At 73.9% G+C, this 26,201-nt stretch carries 19 protein-coding genes and 1 pseudogene; 12 read left to right on the plus strand and 8 right to left on the minus strand.

The genetic code is table 11. The annotated features are described in order from the left end of the window. A pseudogene (locus tag AWW66_RS33420) lies at positions 1-791 on the plus strand (serine/threonine-protein kinase); the annotation flags it as partial. Positions 792-863: 72 nt separating this feature from the next. Here the strand turns inward: AWW66_RS33420 and AWW66_RS05365 are convergent. The 6 genes from AWW66_RS05365 to AWW66_RS05390 form a co-directional block, all read right to left on the minus strand. Then, entirely contained in the window at positions 864-1,916 is a 1,053-nt protein-coding gene (locus tag AWW66_RS05365) for a glycosyltransferase family 4 protein (RefSeq protein ID WP_083978249.1), read from the minus strand. A gap of 241 nt (positions 1,917-2,157) precedes the next feature. Further along, a complete protein-coding gene (locus AWW66_RS05370) occupies positions 2,158-3,903 on the minus strand; it encodes a trypsin-like peptidase domain-containing protein (protein ID WP_067360581.1) in 1,746 nt (581 codons plus the stop codon). Between the two features lie 62 nt (positions 3,904-3,965). Continuing rightward, positions 3,966-5,528 carry a sensor histidine kinase gene (locus AWW66_RS05375; RefSeq protein ID WP_067360584.1) on the minus strand — a complete coding sequence of 521 codons (1,563 nt, stop codon included), beginning with the start codon at positions 5,526-5,528 and terminating at the stop codon, positions 3,966-3,968. Further along, positions 5,525-6,226: a response regulator transcription factor gene (locus AWW66_RS05380; protein WP_067360587.1), complete on the minus strand. Its 702-nt coding sequence runs from the start codon at positions 6,224-6,226 to the stop codon at positions 5,525-5,527. The genes AWW66_RS05375 and AWW66_RS05380 overlap by 4 nt, the downstream gene beginning before the upstream one ends. 145 nt (positions 6,227-6,371) lie before the next feature. After that, a complete protein-coding gene (locus AWW66_RS05385) occupies positions 6,372-7,508 on the minus strand; it encodes a lysophospholipid acyltransferase family protein (RefSeq protein ID WP_425413269.1) in 1,137 nt (378 codons plus the stop codon). Between the two features lie 89 nt (positions 7,509-7,597). Beyond that, entirely contained in the window at positions 7,598-8,392 is a 795-nt protein-coding gene (locus AWW66_RS05390) for a GNAT family N-acetyltransferase (RefSeq protein WP_067360593.1), read from the minus strand. Between the two features lie 204 nt (positions 8,393-8,596). On the opposite strand from AWW66_RS05390, the gene AWW66_RS05395 reads away from it, so the two are divergent. The 6 genes from AWW66_RS05395 to AWW66_RS05420 all read left to right on the plus strand — a co-directional run bounded on the left by AWW66_RS05395 (position 8,597) and on the right by AWW66_RS05420 (position 16,640). Beyond that, positions 8,597-9,310, plus strand: coding sequence for a hypothetical protein (locus tag AWW66_RS05395; protein ID WP_067360596.1), 714 nt, complete (start codon positions 8,597-8,599; stop codon positions 9,308-9,310). 216 nt (positions 9,311-9,526) lie between these two features. Further along, positions 9,527-10,465, plus strand: coding sequence for an ABC transporter ATP-binding protein (locus AWW66_RS05400; protein WP_067360599.1), 939 nt, complete (start codon positions 9,527-9,529; stop codon positions 10,463-10,465). Continuing rightward, positions 10,462-11,286, plus strand: a complete 825-nt coding sequence (locus AWW66_RS05405) for an ABC transporter permease (RefSeq protein ID WP_067360601.1) — start codon at positions 10,462-10,464, stop codon at positions 11,284-11,286. The genes AWW66_RS05400 and AWW66_RS05405 overlap by 4 nt, the downstream gene beginning before the upstream one ends. A gap of 248 nt (positions 11,287-11,534) precedes the next feature. Next, a complete protein-coding gene (locus tag AWW66_RS05410; RefSeq protein WP_067360604.1) occupies positions 11,535-15,290 on the plus strand; it encodes a multifunctional oxoglutarate decarboxylase/oxoglutarate dehydrogenase thiamine pyrophosphate-binding subunit/dihydrolipoyllysine-residue succinyltransferase subunit in 3,756 nt (1,251 codons plus the stop codon). A 79-nt stretch (positions 15,291-15,369) separates the two neighbouring features. Continuing rightward, positions 15,370-15,549 carry a DUF6104 family protein gene (locus AWW66_RS05415; RefSeq protein WP_067360607.1) on the plus strand — a complete coding sequence of 60 codons (180 nt, stop codon included), beginning with the start codon at positions 15,370-15,372 and terminating at the stop codon, positions 15,547-15,549. A 53-nt stretch (positions 15,550-15,602) separates the two neighbouring features. After that, positions 15,603-16,640 (plus strand): glycoside hydrolase family 6 protein, encoded by a 1,038-nt coding sequence (locus AWW66_RS05420; protein WP_067360776.1) that lies wholly within the window; start codon positions 15,603-15,605, stop codon positions 16,638-16,640. 136 nt (positions 16,641-16,776) lie between these two features. On the opposite strand, the gene AWW66_RS05425 is transcribed toward AWW66_RS05420, so the two are convergent. Then, positions 16,777-19,059: a bifunctional polysaccharide deacetylase/glycosyltransferase family 2 protein gene (locus tag AWW66_RS05425; RefSeq protein WP_067360610.1), complete on the minus strand. Its 2,283-nt coding sequence runs from the start codon at positions 19,057-19,059 to the stop codon at positions 16,777-16,779. Here AWW66_RS05425 and AWW66_RS33425 point away from each other — a divergent pair. The 5 genes from AWW66_RS33425 (at position 19,024) to AWW66_RS05450 (ending at position 25,084) form a co-directional block, all read left to right on the plus strand. Then, positions 19,024-19,488, plus strand: coding sequence for a hypothetical protein (locus AWW66_RS33425; protein WP_157527181.1), 465 nt, complete (start codon positions 19,024-19,026; stop codon positions 19,486-19,488). The two genes, AWW66_RS05425 and AWW66_RS33425, sit on opposite strands and share 36 nt — an antisense overlap. 227 nt (positions 19,489-19,715) lie before the next feature. After that, positions 19,716-21,794, plus strand: coding sequence for a phosphate acetyltransferase (gene pta / locus AWW66_RS05435; protein ID WP_067360613.1), 2,079 nt, complete (start codon positions 19,716-19,718; stop codon positions 21,792-21,794). After that, positions 21,791-22,906, plus strand: a complete 1,116-nt coding sequence (locus AWW66_RS05440; RefSeq protein WP_067360616.1) for an acetate/propionate family kinase — start codon at positions 21,791-21,793, stop codon at positions 22,904-22,906. Before pta ends, AWW66_RS05440 begins: the two co-directional genes overlap by 4 nt. Positions 22,907-23,081: 175 nt before the next feature. Continuing rightward, a complete protein-coding gene (locus tag AWW66_RS05445; protein WP_067360619.1) occupies positions 23,082-23,987 on the plus strand; it encodes an alpha/beta hydrolase family protein in 906 nt (301 codons plus the stop codon). Between the two features lie 128 nt (positions 23,988-24,115). After that, on the plus strand, positions 24,116-25,084 hold the full coding sequence (locus AWW66_RS05450; RefSeq protein WP_067360621.1) for an alpha/beta hydrolase family protein: 969 nt from the start codon (positions 24,116-24,118) through the stop codon (positions 25,082-25,084). Between the two features lie 112 nt (positions 25,085-25,196). Here AWW66_RS05450 and AWW66_RS05455 read toward each other — a convergent pair whose 3' ends face one another. After that, positions 25,197-26,150: a zinc-binding dehydrogenase gene (locus AWW66_RS05455; protein ID WP_067360622.1), complete on the minus strand. Its 954-nt coding sequence runs from the start codon at positions 26,148-26,150 to the stop codon at positions 25,197-25,199. Positions 26,151-26,201: the final 51 nt, after the last annotated feature.

The following is a 26,201-nucleotide window of genomic DNA, read 5'->3' on the forward strand; positions in this document are numbered from 1 at the left end:
CGACCGGGACGACGGTGCCGCGCAACGGTGCCACTCCGGCCGGTCCGTTCGGGCACGGCCCGGTGGACGCGGGTGCACCGCGCGACGTCGGGCGGGCCCAGCCGGCGGGTCGTCCGGCCGGCTCGACGGTCCCGCCGTCGGTGGTGGTCGGTGCCGCAGCGGCACCGCCGGGCTCGCTGAACCACCCGGACGCCGACGACGAGCCGGGCGCGGAGGGCCGCCGCGGGCCGGGCCGGCGTCGCTCGTCGGAGCGCCGGGGGCGGATTCCGCTGGTGCTCGTCGGCCTGGTCGTGGTGGTGACCGGGGCCACCCTGCTCGTGCCGGCGCTCACCCAGGAGTCGGACCCGCCGCCGCAGGTGCTGCCCACCCACCAGCCGGCCGAGGAGCCGCCGCCGTCACCGCCGGCGCCGAGCAGCCCGGCGGCGTCGGCGTCGCCGTCCGCGCCGGCCGCCAGCGTCCCGCCGCCACCGGCGACGACACCCAGCCGGACGGCCACCTCCGCGCCACCGACCCGGAGCGCCCCGTCAGCACCGGCGGTGGACGCGGTCACCCTGGTCGGCCAGCTCATCGACGAGGGCGTGGCCTCCGGCGACATCCGCGACGACGTGGGCACGGACCTGCGCAACCTGATGCGCAACCTGAACTACGACAGCGATCCGGAGACGTTGGCGGCGGCGGTGAACTCGGTCCGGGGGAAGGTCGCCGAGCGCCGCCGGGAGGGCAGCATCACCCCGGCGTACGCCCGTGAGCTGGACGCCGCGATCGCCCGGCTCACCACCGCGCCCCTCTGACCGTCGTCCCCGCCGACCCCGTCGCCCGCCGCTGGCCGTCGTCCCGGTGCGGGTCGCCCGCGCTGCCGGCCGTCACCAGCCGGCGACGCGGACCGGGTCCCGGGCCGCCACCGAGGCGGCGAGGAAGCTCCGGTACACCGCCGTGTAGCCGAGCGCCATCCGGTAGGTGGAGAAGTTCTCCGCCACGTGCGCCACGCACTCCGCCGGGTCGATCCGGGTGACCGCCCGCAACGCGCCGGGCAGTTCGTCGGGCTCCGTGCAGATCAGCCCGGTCCGCCCCGGCCGGAGCAGCTCCGGTACGGCACCCCGGTCGAGCGCCACCACCGGCGTACCGGTCGCCATCGCCTCGACCATCACCATGCCGAACGGCTCCTCCCACTGGATCGGCATGATCAGGCACCGGGACTCCACCAGCAGCCGCAGCGCGGCGTCCCGGTCGGCGTTGAGCACCACCCGCACGTCCGGGCCGAGCATCGGCTCGACCACCTGCTCGTAGTACCGGCGTTCGGCCGGCTCGGTGCACTTGCCGGCGAGGATCAGCGGCAGGCCGGCCGCCCGGCACGCCCGGATCGCCAGGTCCGGACCCTTGTCCGGGCTGAACCGGGCCAGCCAGAGCACCGGCCCGGTGCTGGGCACGGACTTGCGCGGCACGTCCCGGGCCTCGAACGCGTTGTGCACCGTACCCACCCAGGGCAGTCCGGGGTTGGCCCGGCGCTGGGCGTGCGAGATGGCGACCAGGCCCACCCCGTGGTCGGTGTCGCTGAGCACCTGGCCGTACTCGCCGACCGGATTGCCGTGCACGGTCGCCACCGTGGGTACCGCCCGCCGGCCGGCGACCAGGGGGCCGATGGTGGTGTGGTCGTGGACCACGTCGAAGTCCGCCGGGCTCACCAACTGGCGTACCCGGGCCAGGTGGGCCAGCTCGGGCAGGGCCTCGCCGAGCCGGTCGAACTGGAGGTGCGTCGCCGTGGAGACGAAGTCCGCCGGCGTGCCGTGCTGCCGGCCGGCACCGAACAGCGTCACCCGGTGCCCGCCCCGGACCAGCGCGTCCACCAGGGCGGCGACCATCTGTTCCAGACCGCCGTAGCCCGGTGGCGGGACCGACAGCCACGGCGGGACCACCATCGCGATGCGCAGCGGCGCCTCCGGTGCCCCGCCGGACTGACGGTGGTCTGCGGCCACGAGCCCCTCCCCGCTGGTCCCCTGAGCGCGTGACCGGCGGCGTTCCCCGTACCACCAGGGGTAAACCGGGCGTACCGACGCAGAAGGCGGCGGGTGGCGGGCCGACCCCCTCGGCCCGTCACCCGCCGCCCGGTCGAGAGGCGGCTCCGCGTCCGCTCTCCTGGCCCTGGCGGACCAGGTCCGCCTACGACTCGGTGAGCGTGACGGTGACGGTGTTCTCGTTGCCGTCCCGCTGGTACCGCACCTCGACCCGGTCACCGACCTTGCGCGCCTGGACCGCGCCGACCAGGTCGCTGGAATCGTTGACCGTCGTGTCCCCGAACCGGGTGATCACATCGCCCTGCCGGAGACCAGCCTGCTCGGCGGCGCTGCCCGGCAGCACCGAGGCGACGAGCGCACCGCCGTTCTGGGCCTCGGCCACACTCACCCCGAGGCTGGCGTGGCTGACCTTCTCGCCGCGCTGGAGCTTCTCGGCGACGTCCTTGGCCTTGTTGCTCGGGATGGCGAAGCCGACCCCGATGTTGCCGTTGCCCTGCCCGGCCGTGAGGATCGCGGTGTTGATGCCGATCACCTCGCCCCGGGTGTTGACCAGGGCCCCGCCGGAGTTCCCCGGGTTGATCGGGGCGTCGGTCTGGAGCAGCCCGGCGATCGAGGTGGCCCCCTGCTGCTGCGGGTCCTGCTGGCCGCTGCCGGCCCGGATGGTCCGGTCCCGGGCGCTGAGGATGCCCGCGGTGACCGAGCCCTGCAGGCCCAGCGGGCTGCCCAGGGCGAGCACCTGGTCACCGACCTGCATCGCGTCGCTGTCGCCGAAGGTCGCCGCCTTCAGGCCGCTGACCCCGTTGGCCTTGAGCACCGCGAGGTCGGTCTTCGGGTCGGTGCCCACGACGCTGGCCTGGGCGTTCTTACCGTCGGCGAAGGTCACCCGGACGCTGTTGGCGGAGCCGGACGCGATCACGTGGTTGTTGGTGAGCACGTACCCGTCGGCGGTCAGGACGACGCCGGAGCCCTCACCGCTGTCGGTGGCGATGGAGACCACGCTGTCCTGCACCGACGCGGCGATCCGGGGCAGGTCGGCGCCGTTGATCACCGGCGCGGCGGAGTAGGTGCGGGTGATCCCGCCCCCGCCCACCGCGAGGGCGAGCGCGCCACCGGCGAGCCCGGAGCCGAACATCAGCGCCACCACGGCGACACCCGCGACGACGTACCGGCCGGCGCGGCTCGGCCGTGGCGTGGGCCCCTGGGCCCACGGCGGCACCGGCTGACCCGGGTGACCGGGCTGACCCGGCTGGCCGGGGTGACCCGGCTGGCCCGGCTGGCCGGGGTGACCCGGCTGGCCCGGCTGGCCGTACCCGCCGCCCGGCTGGTAGCCCGGGGTGCCGTGCTGGCCGTAGCCGGCCGTGCCCTGCTGGCCGTACGGCGCGCCGTAGGCGGGGCCGGCGTTCGACCCGGCCCAGCCGCCGCGCTGCCCCGGCGCCCAGGGGCTGGGCTGGTACGCCCCGCTCGGGCCGGAGGCCGGGTACGGCGGGGCGGACGGGGTCGCGCCACCGGGGTGGTACCCACCCGGCCGGTACCCCTGGTCGGCCCCGGTACCGGCACCGGTGGACGGGCTGGCGTCGCCGGCCGACGGGCCGGGCTGACCCGCACCGGCGGCGGTCGGGCCGGGCTGGCCGGAGCCGGCGGCCTGACCACCGTCGGCGGCGGAGCCGGCGGGCTGACCACCGTCGGCGGAGCCGGCGGGAGCGGCCGGGGTGTTGCCGAGGGGACCGGAGGACGGGGGCGGTGTACCACCGGCGGGGGTCCCGGGGGTGGACCCGGCGGCGGCCGGGTCGGAGTGCCCGTGGTCGACACGGGGCAGCTCGGCATTGTGGGGCGACGGCTCGGCGTCGGCGGGAGCCGGCCGCCGCTGCGGGTCGGACTCGTACTCGGTCATGACTACACCTTGCCCCGTCGCACTGCGACCAGCCTGGAATCGACCTGGATGTTGCCTGAAAGTCACTCCGGCTCGCGGTCGGCGTCCGGGTCCAGCGGGAGCCGGACCCGGAAGGTGGCCCCGCCACCCGGGGTCTCCGCCACCTCCACGGTGCCCTGGTGCGCCGCCACCAGCGCCGCCACGATGGCCAGGCCCAGGCCGGTGCCGGTGACCCCGCCCGCCCGGCGGGTCCGCGCGGCGTCCGCCCGGTAGAAGCGCTCGAAGACCCGTTCCGACTGCTCCGGGGAGAGCCCCGGACCGGTGTCGGCCACCTCCACCACCGCCAGGTTCCCCGGCTCGGTCCGCAGCCGCAGGGTCACCCGGGCGTCGGGCGGGGTGTGGGTGAGCGCGTTGGTCATCAGGTTGCCGATCACCTGCCGCAGCCGGGCGTCGTCGCCGAGGACCACCAGCCGCCCGGAGCCCGGCGCGATCTCCAGCTCGATCCGACGGTCGGGGGCGACCGCGTGGGCGGCCTGCACCGCCTCGCTGGCCAGCACCGGCAGCTCCACCGGCACCAGCGCGAGCGGGCGTTCCCGGTCCAGCCGGGCCAGCAGCAGCAGATCCTCCACGAGCAACCCCATCCGGGCCGCCTCGTCCTCGATCCGGCGCAGCAGGCCGGCGGTCTGCTGCGGGTTGCGGGCCGCCCCCTGCCGGTACAGCTCGGCGAAGCCCCGGATGGTGGTCAGCGGGGTCCGCAGCTCGTGCGAGGCGTCCGCGACGAACTGCCGCATCCGCTCCTCGGAGCGGCGGGCCCGGGTCTCCGACGCCTGCGCGGCCAGGGCGGCGTCCCGGGCCCCGGCCTCGGCCTCGCGGGCGGCGATCTCCGAGGCGGCCCGCGCGGTGAAGGCGGCCTCGATCTGGGCCAGCATCACGTTCAGCGCGCGGGAGAGCCGCCCCAGCTCACTGGTGGCGTACGGCTGCCCCTCCTCGGGGTCGGGCACCCGGCGGCTGAGGTCACCCCCGGCGATCGCGGCGGCGGTCTGCTCGATCTCCACCAGCGGCTTCAGGCTGGTCCGCACGATCGCCGCGCCGATCGAGGCGAGCAGCACCAGCACCGCCCCGCCGACCAGCAGGTCGATCCAGACCAGTCGGGCCACCGCCCGGTCCACGTCGGTCAGCGGCTGGCCGAGGACGACCGCCTGCTCCCCCGGCAGGTCGACCAGGATCATCATCCGCCAACGGCTGTGCCCGTTCCGGGCCGACTCGGTGAACGGCTCACCCTCCGGGTGGCCGAACCCCTCGGAGGTGGTCGGCCAGTACGGCAGGTCACTCGGCTGAAAGCTGGGCTGGTAGTAGATCGGATCGACCCGGCCGCCGCCGCGATAGATCAGCATCAGGTTGTCGCTGGGCAGGCCGACATCTGCGGACGCGCCGGGCGGCAGCTTGTCCACGATCCGCTCGATCGCGCCCCGGAAGCTGTTCAGCTCGCTGTCCACCTGGTCGACCAGGTAGCTGCGCAGGAAGAACGTGGTCGACACGCTGATCACCAGCAGCGCGGCGGCGACCAGGGTGAGGACGGAGGCGACGAGCTTGACCCGCAGCGGTACCGCGCGCAGCCGCCCCTTCGCCTGGTCGACGGCGTTCACGCCGCCGGCTTGCGCAGTACGTACCCGACCCCCCGCAGCGTGTGGATCAGCCGGGGCTGGGTGTTGTCGACCTTGCGGCGCAGGTACGAGATGTACGACTCGACGATGTTGTCGTCACCGCGGAAGTCGTAGTTCCAGACGTGGTCCAGGATCTGTGCCTTGGACAGCACCCGGTTCGCGTTGAGCATCAGGTACCGCAGCAGCTTGAACTCGGTCGGCGAGAGCTGCACCCGCTGGCCGGCCCGGTGCACCTCGTGGGTCTCCTCGTCCAACTCCAGGTCGGCGAAGGTGAGCCGGGACGGCGCGTGCTCACCGGTGCTGGTGCGCCGCAGCACCGCCCGGATCCGCGCGGTCAACTCCTCCAGGCTGAACGGCTTGGTGACGTAGTCGTCGCCGCCCAGGGTGAGCCCACGGATCTTGTCGTCGGTGGCGTCCCGGGCGGTCAGGAAGACCACCGGGGTCCGGGTACCGCCCTCGCGCATCATCCGGATGACCTCGAAGCCGTCCAGGTCGGGCAGCATCACGTCGAGCACCACCAGGTCGGGGCGGTGGTCCTTGGCGGCGGTCAGCGCCGCGCTGCCGCTGGTCGCGGTCGCCACGTCGAAGCCCGCGAACCGTAGGCTCGCGGAGAGCAGTTCGAGGATGTTGGGATCGTCCTCGACGACGAGCAGTCGCGCCTCGGTCTGGGTAGCGGCCATGGCGCCATCATGCGGGACCCGGCTTCGACCCCGCTGGGCGGTACCTGGAAACACGCTGAGAAAACCTGTGCCCCACCAGCACGGTCCCGGGCGTGGCTCACTGCGGCTGTGGCGTCCTCCTCGACCGGCTCCCCAGGCGGCCTTCTCAGGCGGCGAGGCCGAGATCCGGTGGCGCCGCGGCCGGTACCCGCGGTCGGGCGGGTGCCGGGTGCACCGCCGACTCGGCGAGGCGGGCGAGGGAGCGGCGGTCGGCGTCCCGGGCGGGGTGCAGGGCGGCGGTGACGGTCACCGTGACCGTCAGCTCCCGGGCCGCCGCCACCCGCCGGACCGACCGCCACAGGGTCTCGTCGCCGAGGAAGGCCGCCACGCTGGCCCCGGCGGCACCCCCGCCGCCGGTGGTGCCCGTCGTACTCGTGGCACCCGTCGTGCTCGTGGTGCCCGTCGTGCTCGTGGTGCCGGTGGGGCCCTGGCCGTACTCGATCCGCAGCGGCACCACCGGCGCTCCGGTCTCGATCGCCGCCTGGAACATGGCCGGTCGGAACCCGCCGGGCGGCCGGCAACCGGCCCCCGCGTCCCGCCCCGGCCGGTGGCCGGCATCCCGGCCAGGGCGGTGGCCGGCGATTCCATCGGGGTGGCCGGTGTCGCCCTGCCCGCCGCACCAGGTCGTCCCCTCCGGGAAGACCGCGACCGGGTGACCGGCCCGCAGCGTCGCGGCGACCTGGCGGACCGTCGCCGGCAGGGCGCGGGGCCGGGACCGGTCCACCGACACCGTGCCGGCGGCGACGGTGAGCAGCCCGACCAGCGGCCAGCGCCGGACCTCCCGCTTCGCCACCATCCGGGCCGGCGCGGTGGCCAGCAGGGCCACCACGTCCAGCCAGGAGATGTGGTTGGCGACCAGGAGGGCCCGCCGCCGGGGCAGCCGCCCGCTCACCGTCAGGCGCACCCCGAGCGCCCGCAGCAGCCCCCGGGCCCACCGTCGCACCGCGGTGCGGCCCGTCTCGGCCGGCAGCAGCGGCAGCACGGCGGCCAGCCCGATCCCGGCCAGCAGGGCCACCAGCGCGGCGGCGAACCGGCCGAGCCGCCGGGCCACCGGCACCGGGCCGACGCCCGTGCCCGTGCCGGCGGCGGTGCCGGTGCCCGTGCCAGTGGCGGTGCCGGTGCCCGTGCCAGTGGCGGTGCCGGTGCCGGTGACAGCGGCAGTGGCAGTGGCGGTGGATTCCGGCAGGCACCACGGCCCGCACCCGGAGCGGGGCCGCCACAGGTCGTCGGCGCGGCTCACCACGCGGCCGTCGGCGCGGCCCACCGCCTGGTCGCCGACGTCACTCACCGCTCGGTCGTCGGCGCGGCTCACCACCCGACCGTCAGCGCGGCTCACCGCGCGGCCCCACCGAGGAAGTGCCGCAGGTGACGCGGGTTCATCCGGTCGAGGGTGAACAGCACGTAGAAGTCGGCGACCCGGAAGTCCGGGTCGTACGCCGGCTCGCCGCCGATCCAGGCCCCGAGCCGGAGGTACCCACGCAGCAGCGGCGGCACCAGCGACCCGGCGCGGGCCAGCGGGGCGGCGTCGGCCGGGGCCGGGCCGGGCCGGGCCCCGGCGGCCGGCTCGGCGTACCAGGGGCGCAGCGGGCGTACCCGCAGGGCCGGCGGGGCCAGGTGACCGGCCTGTGCGCGGGCCCAGACCTCGGCGACGGCCCGACCGCCGTCGTCGACCGGCACCGAGGCGCAGCCGCCGAGCCACCGGGATCCGCGCAGGTGCAGGTACCGGGTGATGCCCGCCCACATCAGGTTGATGACCGCGCCGGAGCGGTGGTCGGGGTGCACGCAGGAGCGGCCCGCCTCGACCAGGTCGTCGCGGAGCGGGGTGAGCGGGGTCAGGTCGAACTCCGACTCGGCGTAGCGGCGGCCGGTCCGCCCCGGCGGCAGCAACCGGTAGGTGCCGACCACGTCACCGGTGCTCTCCTGGACGACGATCAGATGGTCGCAGTGGGCGTCGAGATCGTCGACGTCGAGCCCGGGGACGTCGGGGCGCAGGGTGGCGCCCAGTTCGGTGGCGAACACCTCGTGACGCAGACGTTGGGCAGCCGCGACCTGGGTCGGGTCGCCGGCGATCAGCAGGGTGTATCCGCTGGTCGTCAGGGGTGCGCCAGCGGCATGCAGGACAGCCATGAGACCTGTGTAGGTGGCCCGGATGGACAACGGCTCCGGCGATCGGTGTCGATCCGGTGAACGCCGGCGGGCGGGGTCGGTGCACCCGGACGGGACAGTCCGCCCAGGCGGGACGGGCGGCCCGGAAGGGCCCGTCCGCCGCCGCGTGACAGGCTGCGCGGACGGTCCGGCGACGGGGCCGCACCGGGACGCGACGGAGGAAGCATGATCATCGAGCGGCGGTACGTCGGCCCACCCGACTCGGGCAACGGCGGCTGGAGCGCCGCCCGGTTCGCGGCGGCGGTCGATGGTCGAGCGATCGGTGGTGAACCGGTCGGTGGTGACGCGGTCGGCGGCGGTGCGCTCGGTGGCGGTGCGGTCGAGGTGACGCTGCGGCGGCCGGTGCCGGTGGAGACCCCGCTGACCGCCGTCGACGGCGAGATCCGCGACCCGGCCGGTCTGGTGATCGCCGAGGTACGCGCGGCGGCGGAGCCGTCCCCGGTGGTCGGGCCGGTGGACCTGGCGGTGGCCCGGGCCGCCTCGGCGGCGTACCCGGGGCTGCTTCACCACCCCTTCCCGGGCTGCTACGTCTGCGGTCCGGCCCACCCGGACGGGCTGCGGATCTATCCGGGGCGGCTGCCGGACGGGCGGACCGCCGCCCCGTTCCTGGTCCCCGCCGACGTCAGCGTCGCCACGGTCTGGGCCGCGCTGGACTGCCCCGGTGGCTGGACGGTGCTCGGCCCCGGTCGCCCGTACGTGCTGGGCCGGATCACCGCGCGGGTGACCGCGCTGCCCCGTCCCGGCGACGAGTGCGTGGTGACCGGCCGGGCCGGCGACGTCGCGGGCCGCAAGGCGCAGGCGGACTCCAGCCTGTACGGCCCGACCGGCACGCTGCTCGGGCACGCGCGGGCGACCTGGATCGCCCTGCCCGCCGGGTGAGCACCGCCACGTCATCTCCTTCCTCAGGAGGACCGGGGCGGGCCTCCTCCTGCCGAAGGCGGAGATGGATCTCCCGACCGCGCCTGATTGATTCGGCCCCCCGCACCGGTCAGGCTGGTCCGGCACCCTGCCACGTGTCCCTGGAAGGATCGGGCGCGGCGGTGCGTCCAGCGGGACCATCCGGCGCAACGGTGCGCCCAGCAGGAGAGGAGCGAGATGTCTGACGGGCAGCGGAGCCCCACCACCGGTAGCGGTCAGATCGTGGTGTCCGGCCTGACGAAGCAGTACAAGAACGTTCGGGCGGTCAACGATCTGTCCTTCACCGTCGAACCGGGGCGGGTGACCGGCTTCCTGGGCCCGAACGGCGCCGGCAAGACCACCACGCTGCGGATGCTGCTGAACCTGGTCACCCCGACCGCCGGTTCGGCCACCATCGGCGGCCGGCGGTACGCCGACCTGACCGACCCGCTGCGGCACGTGGGCGCGGTGCTGGAGGCGTCCAGCGCGCACAAGGGACGTACCGGCATCAACCACCTGCGGGTGATCGCCGCCGCCGCCGGACTGCCGAAGACGCGGGCCGACGAGGTGCTGGCCATGGTCGGGCTGACCCCGGCCGCGAAGCGCAAGTTCAAGGGGTACTCCCTGGGCATGAAGCAGCGGCTGGGCATCGCCGCCGCGATGCTCGGTGACCCCCGGGTGCTGGTGCTCGACGAGCCGGCCAACGGTCTGGACCCGGAGGGCATCCGGTGGATGCGCGGGTTCCTCAAGGCGCTCGCCACCGAGGGGCGCACGGTGCTGGTCTCCAGCCACCTGCTCTCGGAGATGCAGTTGCTCGCCGACGACGTGGTCATCATCGCGGCCGGGCAGTTGATCCGCCAGGGCCCCGTCGACCAGGTGATCGGGTCGATGGCCCAGACCACCCGGGTCCGGGTCCGCACCCCCCAGGCCACCGAGCTGGCGAAGGCGCTGCGGGAGCAGTCCGCCGTCGTCGAGGTGGACCCGCACGGCGCGCTGCTGGTCGCCGGGGTGGACGCCGCGACGGTCGGGCGCGCCGCCCTCGCCGTCCAGGCGGAGCTGCACGAACTCACCACGGAACGCCCCGACCTGGAAGGGGTCTTCCTGGAGCTGACGGCCGGAAAGGCGGGCATCCGATGAACCTCGTCCGATCCGAGCTGCTCAAGATCCGTACCACCGCGGCCTGGCTGTGGATGGCCCTGGGGGCGCTGCTGGCGGTGGCCCTGGCCTTCGTCACCAACGCCTGGCTCGCGCACACCACCCTCACCGGCGACGCCGACATGCTCGGCCTGCCGCCGGAGGAGGCGGCGGCCCAGCAGGACGTGGTCGGCCAGGCCGCCAACCTCTACACCTCGGGCCAGTACTTCGGGCTGCTCTTCGTGATGCTCATCGGTGTCCTGATGGTCACCAACGAGTTCTTCCACCAGACGGCCACCACGACCTTCCTCTCCACCCCGAAGCGGACCAGCGTCATCTTCAGCAAGCTGGTCGCGGCGAGCCTGATCGGGTTCGTCTTCTGGCTGGTCACGTCGGTCATCAACCTGGTGGCCGGGGCGCTCTTCATGAGCATCAACGACTTCGGCACCCAGCTCGGCGAGTGGGAGGTGCAGCGGGCCTTCCTGTTCAACCTGCTGGCGTACGCGCTCTGGACGATCCTGGGCATCGGCGTCGGCACCCTGATCACCAACCAGATCGGGGCGGTGGTCACCTCCGCGGTGGTCTACCTGATCGGCACGCAGGTGGCCAGCCTCTTCTTCTTCCTGCTCAGCAGTTGGCTGGACAGCGAGGCCGTGCTGAAGTGGCAGGTGGTCCTCCCCTCGGTCGCCTCCTCGGTCATGGTCAACAGCATCGAGTCGCCGATGCTGCCGGCCTGGTGGGTGGGGGCCCTGGTGCTGGTCGGCTACGCGGTGGTCACCGGCACCATCGGCATCCTGATCACCCGGCGGCGGGACATCTCCTGACCGGTACCCCCGCGTGAGCGTCGCCGGCCGGGCCCTCGGGCCCGGCCGGCGACGTTTACCAGGAGTCGGCCGACCACGGAGCGTTTCGTGAACTTCTGGCATCTTCTGTGAAACCGGCCACGGGTCGGAGGCAGAAATGCCTGCGGGAGTCGTACGGCGTAGCCTGGTGACTGTCGCGTGCCCCCGATTCGGGCGGCAACGGACGCCGCGTGACATACGAACCCGCGTGAAAGAGGCGATTACCGGCCGTGTCGACCCAGCAAACCTCGCAGGAGAACCCACTGGCGGGTTTCGGCCCGAACGAGTGGATCGTCGAAGAGATGTACCACCGGTACCTCGCCGATCCCAGCAGCGTCGACCCGGCCTGGCACGAGTTCTTCGCCGACTACCGGCCCGGCGCCGACGGCAGCAAGGGTCAGCCGGAGGCGCCCGCCGGAGCCCGCCCGGCCCCGGCGAAGACCGCCCCCGGCGCCGAGCAGCAGCCGGCCCCGGCGAAGAGCGCGCCGGCCACGGAGGCCCCGGCCGCCACCCGGACCGCCCCGGCCAAGGAGGCGCCGGCCAAGGCACCGGCGAAGCAGGCCGCCCCCGCCAAGCCCGCCGCCGCCAAGACCGCCCCGGCCAAGCCGGCCCCGGCGAAGCCGACCGTGACCGGCCCGCAGACCACCCCGCTGCGCGGGGTCGCCGCGAAGATCGTCCAGAACATGGACGCCTCGCTGACCGTGCCGACCGCGACCAGCGTCCGCGCCGTCCCGGCCAAGCTCCTGGTGGACAACCGGATCGTGATCAACAACCACCTCGCCCGGGGGCGCGGTGGCAAGGTGAGCTTCACCCACCTGATCGGGTACGCGATGGTCCGGGCGCTGGTCGAGCACCCGGAGATGAACAACTCCTTCGCCGAGGTCGACGGCAAGCCGACGCTGGTCCGCCCGGCGCACGTCAACCTGGGCATCGCCATCGACCTGGCCAAGCCGGACGGCAGCCGCACCCTGGTGGTCCCCTCCATCAAGGGCTGCGAGCAGATGGACTTCCGGCAGTTCTGGCAGGCGTACGAGGACGTGGTCCGGCGCGCCCGCAAGAACGAGCTGACCATGGAGGACTACTCCGGCACCACCATCTCGCTGACCAACCCGGGCGGCATCGGCACGGTGCACTCGATCCCCCGCCTGATGACCGGGCAGAGCGCCATCATCGGCGTCGGCGCGATGGAGTACCCGGCGCCGTACCAGGGCATGAGCGAGGCGACCCTGGCCGAGCTGGCGGTCAGCAAGATCATCACGCTGACCAGCACGTACGACCACCGGATCGTGCAGGGCGCGCAGTCCGGCGAGTTCCTCAAGGTGATGCACGAGCTGATCCTGGGCGAGCGCGGGTTCTACGACCAGATCTTCACCTCGCTGCGCATCCCGTACGAGCCGGTGCGCTGGATGCGGGACGTGGCGGTCAACTCCGAGGGGCAGATCAACAAGACCGCCCGGGTGCACGAGCTGATCCACGCGTACCGGGTGCGCGGCCACCTGATGGCCGACACCGACCCGCTGGAGTTCAAGATCCGCAAGCACCCGGACCTGGACGTCCTCCAGCACGGGCTGACCCTGTGGGACCTGGACCGCGAGTTCCCGGTGAACGGCTTCGCCGGCAAGCGGCGGATGAAGCTGCGCGAGATCCTCGGCGTGCTGCGTGACTCGTACTGCCGCCGGGTCGGCGTGGAGTACATGCACATCCAGGACCCGGAGGAGCGGCGCTGGATCCAGGAGCGGATCGAGCGCAAGTACGAGAAGCCGGCGGTCGACGAGCAGAAGCACGTGCTCAACCGGCTCAACGCCGCCGAGGCGTTCGAGACCTTCCTGCAGACCAAGTACGTCGGCCAGAAGCGGTTCTCGCTGGAGGGCGGCGAGTCGCTGATCCCGCTGCTGGGTGAGGTGCTGGAGGCCGCCGCCGAGGGCGGGCTGGACGAGGTCGTCATCGGCATGGCCCACCGGGGCCGGCTCAACGTGCTGGCCAACATCGTCGGCAAGCCGTACGAGAAGATCTTCTCGGAGTTCGAGGGGCACCTGGACCCGCGCTCGACGCAGGGCTCCGGCGACGTGAAGTACCACCTCGGCCAGAACGGCAAGTTCACCACCCCGGACGGCGACAGCTCGGTCAAGGTCTCGGTGGTGGCGAACCCGTCGCACCTGGAGGCCGTCGACCCGGTGCTGGAGGGCATCGTCCGGGCCAAGCAGGACCGGATCGACCTCAAGCTGGAGGGGTACACCGTGCTGCCGCTGGCGGTGCACGGGGACGCCGCCTTCGCCGGCCAGGGCGTGGTCGCCGAGACGCTGAACCTCTCCCAGCTGCGGGGGTACCGCACCGGCGGCACCGTGCACGTCGTGGTGAACAACCAGGTCGGTTTCACCACCGCCCCGGAGTACTCGCGGTCCAGCCTCTACAGCACCGACGTGGCCCGGATGATCCAGGCGCCGATCTTCCACGTCAACGGGGACGACCCCGAGGCCGTGGTCCGGGTCGCCCGGCTGGCCTTCGAGTACCGGCAGACGTTCAACAAGGACGTCGTGATCGACATGGTCTGCTACCGGCGGCGCGGGCACAACGAGGGCGACGACCCGTCGATGTCCAACCCCCAGATGTACAAGATCATCGACTCGAAGCGCTCGGTCCGCAAGCTCTACACTGAGGAGCTGATCGGGCGGGGTGACATCACCGTGGAGGACGCCGAGGAGCTGCTGCGGGACTACCAGGCGCAGTTGGAGCGGGTCTTCAAGGCCACCCGGGACGCCGCCTCGGTGCCCAAGCAGCCGGACCGCCAGCACCCCGGGGTGCAGCCGGAGCCGGAGGTGGAGACCGCGACCAGCGCCGAGGTGATCAAGTCGATCGGCGCGGCGCACGTCAACCTGCCCGAGGGCTTCACCCCGCACAAGCGCATCCAGCAACTGCTCGACCGGCGGGCCAAGATGTCCGTCGAGGGCGCCATCGACTGGGGCTTCGGCGAGATCATCGCGTTCGGCGCGCTGCTGAACGACGGGGTCACCGTCCGGCTCGCCGGGCAGGACTCCCGCCGGGGCACCTTCGTCCAGCGGCACGCCTCGATCGTGGACGCCAAGACCGGCGACGACTACCTGCCGCTCAAGTCGCTCACCGCCGACGGCGAGCGGTCCCGGTTCTTCGTGCACGACTCGCTGCTCAGCGAGTACGCGGCGATGGGCTTCGAGTACGGCTACTCGGTCGAGAACATCAACGCGCTGGTCTGCTGGGAGGCCCAGTTCGGCGACTTCGTCAACGGCGCCCAGTCGGTCATCGACGAGTTCATCTCCTCCGGCGAGGTGAAGTGGGGCCAGCGCTCCGCCGTCACCCTGCTGCTGCCGCACGGCCACGAGGGGCAGGGCCCGGACCACACCTCCGGCCGCCCCGAGCGGTTCCTCCAGATGTGCGCCGAGGACAACATGCGGGTGGCCGTGCCGAGCACCCCGGCGAACTACTTCCACCTGCTGCGCCGCCAGGCCCTGTCGCCGAAGCGCAAGCCGCTGGTGGTGTTCACGCCGAAGTCGCTGCTGCGGCACCGGCTCTGCGTCTCCTCGGTGGAGGACTTCACCACCGGCACCTTCCAGCCGGTGCTGGCCGACACCGCCGCGCCGCCGGCCGAGCAGGTGAAGCGGGTCCTGCTCTGCTCGGGCAAGGTCTACTACGACCTGCTCCAGGCCCGCCAGGAGCGGGGCGTCACGGACACCGCGATCGTCCGGATCGAGCAGCTCTACCCGCTGCCGGTGGAGGAGATCCGGGCCGCCCTCGGCGGGTACCCGAACGCGGACGACTTCGCCTGGGTGCAGGAGGAGCCGGCCAACCAGGGCGCCTGGTCGTTCGTCGCGCTCAACCTGCTGGAGCACCTCAGCGAGGTCCGGCTGCGGCGCATCTCCCGCCCGGCCGCCGCCGCCCCGGCGGTCGGCTCGGCGAAGATGCACGAGGTCGAGCAGAATGCGCTGATCGACGCGGCGCTGCCGCGTCCCTGACCGACGAGAAACCCGCCCCTGGGGCAGACCGACCGGCGACGGTACGGTCTGCCCCAGCGGCCTGTCGAGGAGACCCACGATGTACTTCACCGACCGCGGCATCGAGGAGTTGGTCCAGCGCCGGGGCGACGAGCAGGTCACCCTGGAGTGGATCGGCGAGCGGCTGCGTGACTTCGTCGACCTGAACCCCGAGTTCGAGACCCCGGTCGAGCGCTTCGCCACCTGGCTGGCCCGCCTCGACGACGAAGACGACGAGTAGTCCGGCGGGTGTTCCCGTTCCCGGTGGCACGAGCACCGGGTACCGTGTCGGCCGTGCCCCCTCTCCGCTCCGCGCACCGACGGTCCGCCCTGCTCAGCGGCCTGGTGCTGACCCTGCTGGCGGCCGGCTGCGGCCAGGCGGCGGCGGAGGGCCCCGGCGGCACCACCCCCCGCACCCCGGCTGCCGCCGTTCCGCTGCCCCCGGTCTTCTACGTCGATCCGGAGAGCGCGGCGGCCGGCCAGGTCGCCCGGTGGGAGCGGGCGCAGCGGGCCAGCGACGCGGCGGCGCTGCGCCGGATCAGCACCCGGCCGACCGCGCGGTGGCTGGTCGGCGGCTCCGACGCGGTCGGTGACGAGGTCGCGGAGTACCTGACCGGGGCGAGCCGTGCCGGCCAGACCCCGGTGCTGGTCACCCACAACCTGCCGCAGCGGGACTGCGGCCGGCAGTGGTACGGGGGCGCCGAGAGCGCCGAGGCGTACCAGGCCTGGATCCGGGAACTGGCCAGCGGCGTACGGGGCCGCCCGGTGACGGTCATCCTCGAACCGGGCGCGGTCCCGGACGCGGTCGACAAGTGCGTCGACGACGTCGACGGTCGGTTGGCCCTGCTGCGGGACGCGGTCACGGTGCTCAAGAGCACCGGCAGCGCCCGGGTCTACCTGGACGCCGGGCACCCCGGCTGGGTGAAGGACACCACCGAGCTGGCGGCGGTGCTGCGCCGGGCCGGCGTCGCCGAGGCCGACGGCTTCGCGCTCAACGTCGCCAACTTCGTCGGCACGACCGAGAACGTGACGTACGGTCACCGGATCTCCGACGCGCTGGGCGGCGCGGCCACCTTCGTGATCGACACCAGCCGCAACGGCAACGGCGCGCACCCGGCCAGGACCGTGCGCGGCGCGCCGAGCTGGTGCAACCCGCCGGGACGGGCGCTCGGCGCGGAACCCACCGCCGAGACCGGCCTGGACCGGGTCGACGCGCTGCTCTGGATCAAGTACCCGGGCGAGTCCGACGGCGCCTGCCGTCCCGGTGAGCCGGAGATCGGCGTCTGGTGGCCCGAGTACGCCCTCGGCCTCGCCGAACGCGCCACCACCTAGCCACCCGCCCCGGCGACCGCCGGACGAGGATGCCCCCTTCGCGGCGACATACCACTGAGGAATAAAAATACCTGAGTGGTATTCCGCTCGTCAGTGATACCCGCGCCAGCCCTCGCGAGGAGCCCGGCGCGGGGCGTCAGGGCCCGCCGACCCGGGTGGCGGGGCGGCCGGCGGGACGGCCTCCCGTGCCGGTGACGCCGTCCAGGCCGGTCCGGCGCAGCTTCTGCCACCCCAGGCGGCCCCCGGTCAGCGCGGTGACCACCGACTGGAGCAGCACCAGGTACATCAGTTGCCGGTAGACGAACTGCTGCAACGGCAGCACCCAGAGGACGCCCAGTTTCTCCCGGTCCAGCCGGAACGCCACGATCGCGGTGAGGAACTGGAGGCCGAGCATCGCCAGCCAGGCCAGCGCCGTCTCGGTCCGGTCCAGGAAGATCAGGCCGTACAGGGCGAGCAGGTCGATGACCGGGGCGGTCAGCGGGAGCAGCACCCCGAACAGGGTCAGGAACGTCAGGCAGCGGCGACTGAACCGGCCCGACGCGCCCTTGTCGAGCACCGAGCGGCGGTGCTTCCACATCGCCTGCATGGTGCCGTAGCTCCAGCGGTAGCGCTGCTTCCACAGCTGCCCGAGGCTGGCCGGCGCCTCGGTCCAGGCGCGGGCCCCCTCCTCGTACACCACCTTCCAGCCGGACCGCCCGAGGGCCATGGTGATGTCGGTGTCCTCGGCCAGGGTCTCGTCGGTCATCCCCCCGGCGTACTCCAGGGCCTCCCGCCGGAACGCGCCGATCGCGCCGGGGATGGTGGGCATGCACCGCAGCGTCTCGTAGAGCCGGCGGTCGAGGTTGAAGCCGATGACGTACTCGATGTGCTGCCACTTGGCGATCATGCTGCGCCGGTTGCCCACCTTGACGTTCCCGGCGACCGCCCCCACCTGCGGGTCCCCGAAGGGCTGGACCAGGCGACGGACCGCGTCGGGCTCGAAGACGGTGTCCCCGTCGACCATGACGATCAGGTCGTGCCGGGCCAGGGCGACGCCGGTGTTCAACGCGCTCGGCTTGCCGCCGTTCGGCTTGCGTACCACCCGGACGTTCGGCAGGCCGAGGCCGGCGGCGATGTCGGCGGTACCGTCGGTCGAGCCGTCGTCGACGACGACCACCTCGATCCCGCCCGGATGGTCCCCGGTGGCCAGCGAGCGGACCGCCGCCGCGATGCCCTCCTTCTCGTTGTAGGCGGGCACGATCACCGAGACCGGCGCGGTGACCGGCGGCCCCCAGGCGAAGTCCCGGCGGCGGCGCTTGCGGGCGTGCCGCAGGGCCAGCACGAACAGCAGCAGCGTCCGGCCGATGGTGAGCACCCCGACGAGCACGAAGAGGATGCCGAAGAGGACGAAGGTGAAGTCGGCGGCGCGGACCGCCATGACGAGCATCTGCCCGCGCCAGCGCTCCCCGGCCGTCGCCGGCACCGGGCCGGCCACGGGCGCGGAGACCCCGGCCTCGGCCAGCGCCAGGTTCAGCCCGCCGCTGACCGTGGTGAAGGTGTACCCGCGTTCCTTCATCATCGGGATGTACCGGTCCAGCGCCTCGACCGTCTGGGACCGGTCGCCGCCGGAGTCGTGCCAGAGCGTGATCGCCCCGGAGTAGCCCGGCGGGACGGTCCGCTCGATCATGCCGTCCGGGCCCTGCCGCTCCCAGTCCCGGCTGTCCAGGTCGTTGACCACGGTCAGGTAGCCGAGTTCGCCGGCCTGTCGCAGCAGCGGCCAGTCCTGGTTGACGAAGGCGTCCGACCGGGACGAGTACGGGAACCGCAGCAGGTTGGTCCGGACCCCGGTGGCCCCGGCGATGGCGAGCTGGGTCTGGGTGTACTCCAGCCGGCGCTGCCAGCCGGGGATCTCGGTGAGGTGCGGGTGGGTGAACGTGTGCACGCCGAGCTCGTGACCGCTGGCCACCAGGTCACGGACCAGGTCGGGCTGCCGCACGACCTGGTTGCCGAGGACGAAGAAGGTGCCGGGCACCTGGTGCTTGTCCAGGACCCGCATCACCTCGGGGGTCCAGCGCTCGTCCGGGCCGTCGTCGAAGGTGAGCACGACGGTACGGGCCGGCAGCCGGTACGACTGGGGGCGGTCGGCGGTGGTGTTGACGATCGGCCCGCCGGTCAGGATCTCGTCCGGTACCTCGTCCTGGCCGCTGCCGGTGGTGTTCTCCGCCCGGTAGTCGGGGATGAACGACCCGTTGGCGTACGCCTCGACGAAGAGGATGCCGCCGAGCAGGACGAAGACCATCGCGTAGATGGCCCAGCTCGGACGGGGTACGTAGCGCCGGGCGCGGGCCGCCGCGCCGGGCCGGGCGTGGTGCCGGGGCCGGTCGGGGATGCGGGAGGGTGCCTGGTGTCCCGGTCGGCCGGGCGGGTACGGGTGGCTCATCAGGGGGCGGGTGCGTCGATCGGGGTGGTCGGCTCCTCCGACGGCGACAGCGTGGGCGCCGGGCTGGTCGGCGCCGGGCTGCTCGCCGGCGGGCTGGTCGCCGGGCTCCCCGACGGCGTGCCGCTGGGCCGGGCACTGGTCGGCGGGTTCGCCTGGGACGGGCTCGGGGCGGGGCTGGTCGAGGTCGCGCCGGCGGAGGGCGCGGCGGAGCGGCTGGGCGTGGGCTGCGGCGGGGGCGCGACCCGGGTGGGTGACGGGGAGGCCGTGGTGGACGGCGAGGGGCTTGCCGTCGGTGCGGCCGAGGGCGGCTGCCACTGCTCCTCGACCGGCTCGACGAAGGGAATGATCGTCTCGGGGCGGACCGGACCCCCGGCGAAGCTGACCCCGACCATCGCGGTGTACGCCACCCCCGCCAGGCCCAGGAAGTAGGCGGTACGGCGCAGCCACCGCCGCCGCCGCCCGCTCGGATCGACGAAGACGGGGGGTGGCTCAGGTGCGACAGGAATGATCTGTGTTGGTCCCTCCACCTGGGCGAGTGTAAAGGTGAATAACGTTCACCTTCTCCCCCATGTGTCCCGTCTGACAAGGGAAAACGGCTGTTACCACCCAGAGCTGGTTGCCGGCTGACAATCAACCGGACCTAGTAGGTTGGCCGGGTGGCCCGCAGCGTCTACCTCACCAGCGTCGGTTCCGGCGGAGGAAAGTCGACGATCGCGCTCGGTCTCGCCGAGCTGCTCTCCCGACAGGTCGAGCGGATCGGGGTGTTCCGGCCGCTGGTCTCGGGAAACCGCCCCGACCCCATCCTCTCCCTGCTCCGCGACCGCTACCGCGTGGACGGTACCCCCGATGACCTGGCCGGGACCACATATGCCGAGGCCACGGCCCTGGTCGCGGACGGACGGCGGGAAGAACTGATCTCCCGGGTGGTCCAGCGGTACCGAACGGTCGAGCGGCGGTGCCCGGCCGTCGTGGTGGTGGGTAGCGACTTCGCCGACTCCGGTGACGGCGCGGCCCCCCGCGAGCTGGCCTTCAACGCCCGGCTCGCCACCGAGTTCGGCAGCGTCGTGGTGCCGGTCGTCGACGGGTACGGCCAGACGCCGGAGGCGATCGCGGCGGCGGCCCGCGGGGCGTACCACGACCTGGTGGACCTGGGCGCGACGGTGCTCGCGGTGATCGCCAACCGGGTGCCCGAGACGATGGGCGCCATGCCCGAGCTGCCGGTGCCGGCGTACGCGATCCCGGAGGTGCCGACCGTGTCGGCGCCGACGGTGGCCGAGGTGGCCGCGGCGCTCGGCGCCACCCTGCTCGCCGGGGACGACGCCGCGCTCGGCCGGGACGTGCTCGACTACGTCGTCGGCGCGGCGCACGTGCCGACCCTGCTGGACCACCTCACCGACGGCTGTCTGGTGATCACCCCGGGCGACCGGGACGACCTGCTGGTGGCGGCGAGCGCCGCGCACGTGGCCGGTCAGGTCTCGGTGGCCGGGCTGGTGCTCACCCTCGGCGAGCAGCCGGACGCGCGGGCGATGCGGCTGGTCGAGCGGCTGAACACCGGCCTGGCGGTGCTCAGCGTGCCCAGCGACAGCTACGACACGGTGGCCGCGTCCAGCCGGATCGAGGGGCGGCCCAGCGCGGCCAACCCGCGCAAGGTGGAGGCCGCGCTCGGCGCCTTCGAGGCCAACGTGGACACCGACGACCTGGCCCGCCGGCTGGCGGTCAGCCGGTCGGAACGGGTCACCCCGATGATGTTCGAGTACGACCTGATCGACCGGGCCCGGACGCAGCGCCGGCACTTGGTGCTGCCGGAGGGGTCCGAGGAGCGGATCCTGCGTGCGGCGGAGATCCTGCTGCGCCGGGGCGTGGCCGACCTCACCCTGCTCGGCCGCCCCGACGACGTCGCCCGGCGCACCCGGGAACTGGGCATCGACATCGGCGGGGCCACCGTGGTCGACCCGGCGACCAGCCCGTGGCGCGAGGAGTTCACCGAGGCGTACGCGGCGCTGCGCGCCCACCGGGGCGTCACCGCCGACCTGGCCCACGACATCGTGGCCCAGCCGAACTACTTCGGCACGATGATGGTGCACGCCGGGTACGCCGACGGGATGGTCTCCGGGGCCACCCACACCACCGCCGCCACCATCCGCCCGGCGTTCGAGATCATCCGTACCGTGCCGGGGCTCTCGGTCGCCTCCAGCGTCTTCTTCATGCTGCTGGCCGACCGGGTGCTGGTCTACGGCGACTGCGCGGTCAACCCCGACCCGGACGCCGCCCAGCTCGCCGACATCGCCATCTCCTCGGCCGACACCGCCGCCCAGTTCGGCATCGAGCCCCGGGTGGCGATGCTGTCGTACTCCACCGGCAGCTCCGGGGCCGGGGCGGACGTGGAGAAGGTCGCGGCGGCCACCGCGCTGGTCCGCGAGCGCCGGCCCGACCTGCTGGTCGAGGGGCCGATCCAGTACGACGCGGCGATCGACGCGCAGGTCGCGGCGACGAAGCTGCCGGAGAGCCCGGTCGCCGGCCGGGCCACGGTCTTCATCTTCCCGGACCTGAACACCGGCAACAACACGTACAAGGCGGTGCAGCGCTCGGCCGGCGCGGTCGCCGTCGGCCCGGTCATGCAGGGCCTGAACCGCCCGGTCAACGACCTGTCCCGGGGCGCGACCGTGCCCGACATCGTCAACACGGTGGCGATCACCGCCATCCAGGCCGCCGCCAGCGGGGAGGTGCCGTCGTGAGTCGGGTGCTGGTGCTCAACTCCGGGTCGTCGTCGGTGAAGTACCGGCTGTACGACGGGGAGTCGGTGACCGACCGGGGCACCGTCGAGCGGATCGGTGAGCCGGGCGGCGGGCCGCCCGACCACGCCACGGCGGTCCGGGAGATCCTCGCCCGGCTCGACCTCACCGGCCTGGTGGCGGTCGGGCACCGGGTGGTGCACGGCGGCCGGCGGTTCAGCGCGCCGGTGCTCGTCGACGACGCGGTCCTGGCCGGCATCGAGGAACTGGTGCCGCTCGCCCCGCTGCACAACCCGGCGAACCTGGCCGGCATCGTCGAGGCGCGGCGGGTGCTGCCGGACGTGCCCCAGGTGGCGGTCTTCGACACCGCGTTCCACCACACCCTGCCCGAGGCCGCCGCCACGTACGCGATCGACCGCGAGGTCGCCCAGCGGTACGACATCCGCCGGTACGGCTTCCACGGCACCTCGCACGGGTACGTCTCCCGGCGTACCGCCGACCTGCTCGGCCGCCCGTACGCCGAGCTGAACACCATCACCCTGCACCTGGGCAACGGCGCCAGCGCGTGCGCGGTCGCCGGTGGGCGCAGCGTGGCCACCTCGATGGGCATGTCCCCGCTCGAAGGGCTGGTCATGGGTACCCGCAGCGGCGACCTGGACCCGACCGTCGTCTTCCACCTGCGCCGCGAGGGCGGGCTCGGCGTCGACGAGATCGACGACCTGCTCAACCACCGCAGCGGGCTGCTCGGCCTGACCGGCGCCAACGACATGCGGGAGGTGCTGGCCCGACGGGAGGCCGGCGACCCGGCCGCCACCCTCGCCTTCGACGTCTACTGCCGCCGGATCACCGGCTACGTCGGGGCGTACTACGCCCTGCTCGGCCGGGTCGACGCGGTCACCTTCACCGCCGGGGTGGGCGAGCACGCCGCCGAGGTCCGGGCCGCCGCGCTAACCGGGCTGGACCGGCTGGGCATCGCGGTCGACCCGGCGCGCAACGCCGGCCACGGGGACCGGGTGATCTCGCCGGCCGGCGCGGAGGTGGCGGTCTGCGTGATCGGCACCGACGAGGAGTTGGAGATCGCCCTCCAGACCCGCGCCGTGGTCGCCGCCGCCTGACCCGCCGACCCGGGTGCGGCCCGGCGGCCGGTTCCCACCGGACCGGGTCCGGGCGGCTCGGGTTCCGTCCGGGTGGCTCGGGTTCCTTCCGGGTGGCCAGTTCCGGCCGGGTGGGTGAGGGCAGCCGACCCGGAAGGTGGGAACGCGCGACCGGCCCCGGCCCTACCGTGAAACGATGGGGGTCACGCGGCTGGTCGCCGTCCTGCTGACGGCACTGCTGACGGCCGGCTGCGCAACGACCGCGACCACGGCCGGCGGGGCACCGCCGGCGTCGCGGGCGCCCGGGGGAGCGTACGCCGTCGGCGTGCGTACGCTCACCCTCGACCCCACCTCCGAACGGCCCCTGCCGCTGACCGTCTGGTACCCGGCCGACGGGGCCGAGGTGGCCGACGGGCGGTTCCCGGTGGTCGTCTACAGCCACGGCCTGCACAGCCTGCCCGAACTGCACGCCGCGCTGACCACCCGGTGGGCCGCCGCCGGGTTCGTGGTGGCCGCCCCCACCTACCCGCACACCAACCGCCACGCCGCCCGGTTCACCCGGGCCGACGTCCGGCACCAGCCGGCCGACGGGTGGCGGGTGATCCGGCACCTGGTCCGCCTGGACGCCCGCCGGGGCGACCCGCTGGCCGGGCACCTGGACACCCGGCGGATCGCCGCCGCCGGGCACTCGGCGGGCGGCTTCACCACCGCCGGCATGTTCGCCGCCGGACACCACGCCCGGCTGCGCGCCGGCATCGTCATCGCCGGGGGCGCGCTGGCCGGCAGCTTCGCCGGCCCCGACCGGCCGGTCCTGTTCGTGCACGGCACGGCGGACCCGATCGTCCCGCTCACCGCCGGTCGCGCCGCCTACCAGCGGGTACGCGGACCGTCGGCGTTCCTCGGCCTGCTCGGCCAGGGCCACGGCGAGTACCTGAACCCGGGCCGGCCGGGCTTCGTCCAGGTGCTGGCGACCACCACCGACTTCCTGCGCTGGACGCTCTACGGGGACGCGGCGGCGGGACGACGGCTCCCCGCCAACGCCCGGCTGCCCGGGGTGACCACCTTCGAGAACCGCCTCGACCCGGCCGGGCCGACCGGCTGACGCCGCGCCGAGCCGCACCGCACCGCAGCCGCGTGACGCCGCCGGGAGCGGGTACGCGACCCGAGCCGCCGTCGACGCTGCGCCGATGCCGGGCCGGCGGTCCGCGCGGGCAGGGCACAATCGGAGCCATGCTCGCCCGCCGTACCCTCGCCCTGTTGACCAGCGCCGTCCTGACCGCCGGGGTGGTGGGCTGCGCGGATGCCGAACCGCAGGGGTCACCGGCCGCCCCGGCCGGGCCGTCGACGGCGGCGGCCACCCCGAGCCCCCGGGTCTCCGCCGGTACCGCCCCCACCCGCAGTCACGCGGTCGGCGTACGCCAGCTCCGGCTGAACCGGGACGGCGACCGCGCCCTGCCGACCACGCTTTGGTACCCGGCCCGGGGTGACGCCGGCGACGCCCCGCGACGGGGGGCGACCGCTGCGGCCGGGCGGTTCCCGGTGGTGGTGTTCAGCCACGGCCTGGGCGCCCGGCCGGACGACTACGCGGCGCTGCTGACCCGCTGGGCCGCCGCCGGCTTCGTGGTCGCCGCCCCGACCTTCCCGCGCACCGGTCGCGGCGGCGACGGCAACGTGCTGGACGTGCTCAACCAGCCGGCCGACGTGTCGTACGTGCTGGACGAGGTGCTGGCGCTCGACGACGCCGACGGCGACCCGCTGCGCGGCCGGCTGGACACCGACCGGGTGGCGGCGGCCGGGCACTCCGCCGGTGGGGTGACCACCATCGGGCTCTTCACCGCCGGCCGCGACGACCGGCTCGACGCCGGGGTGGTCTTCGCCGGTACCGCCCTGGGCGTGGGTACCGCCTTCGCCGGGGCCGCCGCCCCGCAACTGTTCGTGCACGGCGAACTGGACGAGGTGGTCGAGTACGCGGCCGGCAGGGCGGCGTACGACCGGGTGCCCTGGCCGAAGGCGATGCTCAGCCTGCCGGACGGCGACCACGGGCGCGGCCTGCTCGCCGACGGCGCCACCCTGCGGGTGGTGTCGGACACCACGGTCGGGTTCCTCCGCTGGTCCCTGTACGGCGACCCGGCCGCGAAGCGCCGGATGACCGCCGACGCCACCCGAGGCGGCCTCGCCACCCTCGACGACCGCCTGTAAGGAAGGGCCCCCTCTTAACGCATACGGTAGAGAGGGGAACCCTTCTCACCCACGGGCCCCGCGCCGGGCGCGGCGTGGCGGGCGGGGTGGCGGGAGCAGCAGGGGCGGGCGCTCAGGCGGTGTGGTCGACGACCAGCTTGCCGAAGACGGTCCCGGCGTGCAGCTGGGCGAAGGCGTCCTCGATCCGGCTGAACGGGACCACGCTGTCGACCACCGGCCGGACCTTCCGCTGCGCGCAGAAGGTGAGCAGGTCACGCAGCTCGTCGCAGGTGCCCATCGAGGTACCCACGATCTCCAGCTGCATGGCGAAGACCCGGCGCAGGTTGACCGTCGGCTCGTGCCCGGCGGTGGCCCCGGAGACGACGATCCGGGCCATCGGCGCGGCCGACTTCAGCGAGTGGTCGAAGGTGGCCGCGCCGACCGTCTCGATCACCACGTCGACCCGCTCCGGCAGCCGGGCGCCGGGCTCGACCGCGGTGGCCCCCAGCTCGGCGATCCGCGCCCGCTTGGCGGCGTCACGGCTGGTCGCGTACACCCTCTTGCCCATCGCGACGGCCAGCGCCACGGCGGCGGTGGCCACCCCGCCGCCCGCGCCCTGCACCAGGACCGCGGCGGCGTCGTCCACCCGGCCCTTGGTGGTGAGCATCCGCCACGCGGTCAACCAGGCCGTGGGCAGGCACGCCGCGTCGGTCAGCGACATCCCCGCCGGCAGCGGCAGCAGGCTCGACCGGGGTACGGCGACCCGCTCGGCGAAGGTACCCGGGAAGTGCTCGGAGAGGATCGAGATCCCCCGGGGGTCGCCCGGGTCGGCGATCAGCGGGTAGACCACCACCTCGTTGCCGTCCGGGTCGATGCCGGCGGCGTCGCAGCCGAGGATCATCGGGAGCCGGTCGGCGGGCAGCCCCACGCCGCGCAGCGACCAGATGTCGTGGTGGTTCAGCGAGCTGGCCCGGACCTGCACGGTCACCCAGTCGTCGTCCGGGTGGACGGGCTCGGGCTGCTCCCCCACGGTCAGCGCGGCGAGCGGGTTGTCGGCGTCGGTCCGGGAGGCGAAGGCGGCACGCATGGTCCGGACCGTAACAAGGATGGCGGGTGTTAAGAAGGGGTCCCTCCTCTA

Source organism: Micromonospora rosaria (assembly GCF_001567585.1).
GTDB classification, from domain to species: Bacteria; Actinomycetota; Actinomycetes; order Mycobacteriales; family Micromonosporaceae; genus Micromonospora; species Micromonospora rosaria.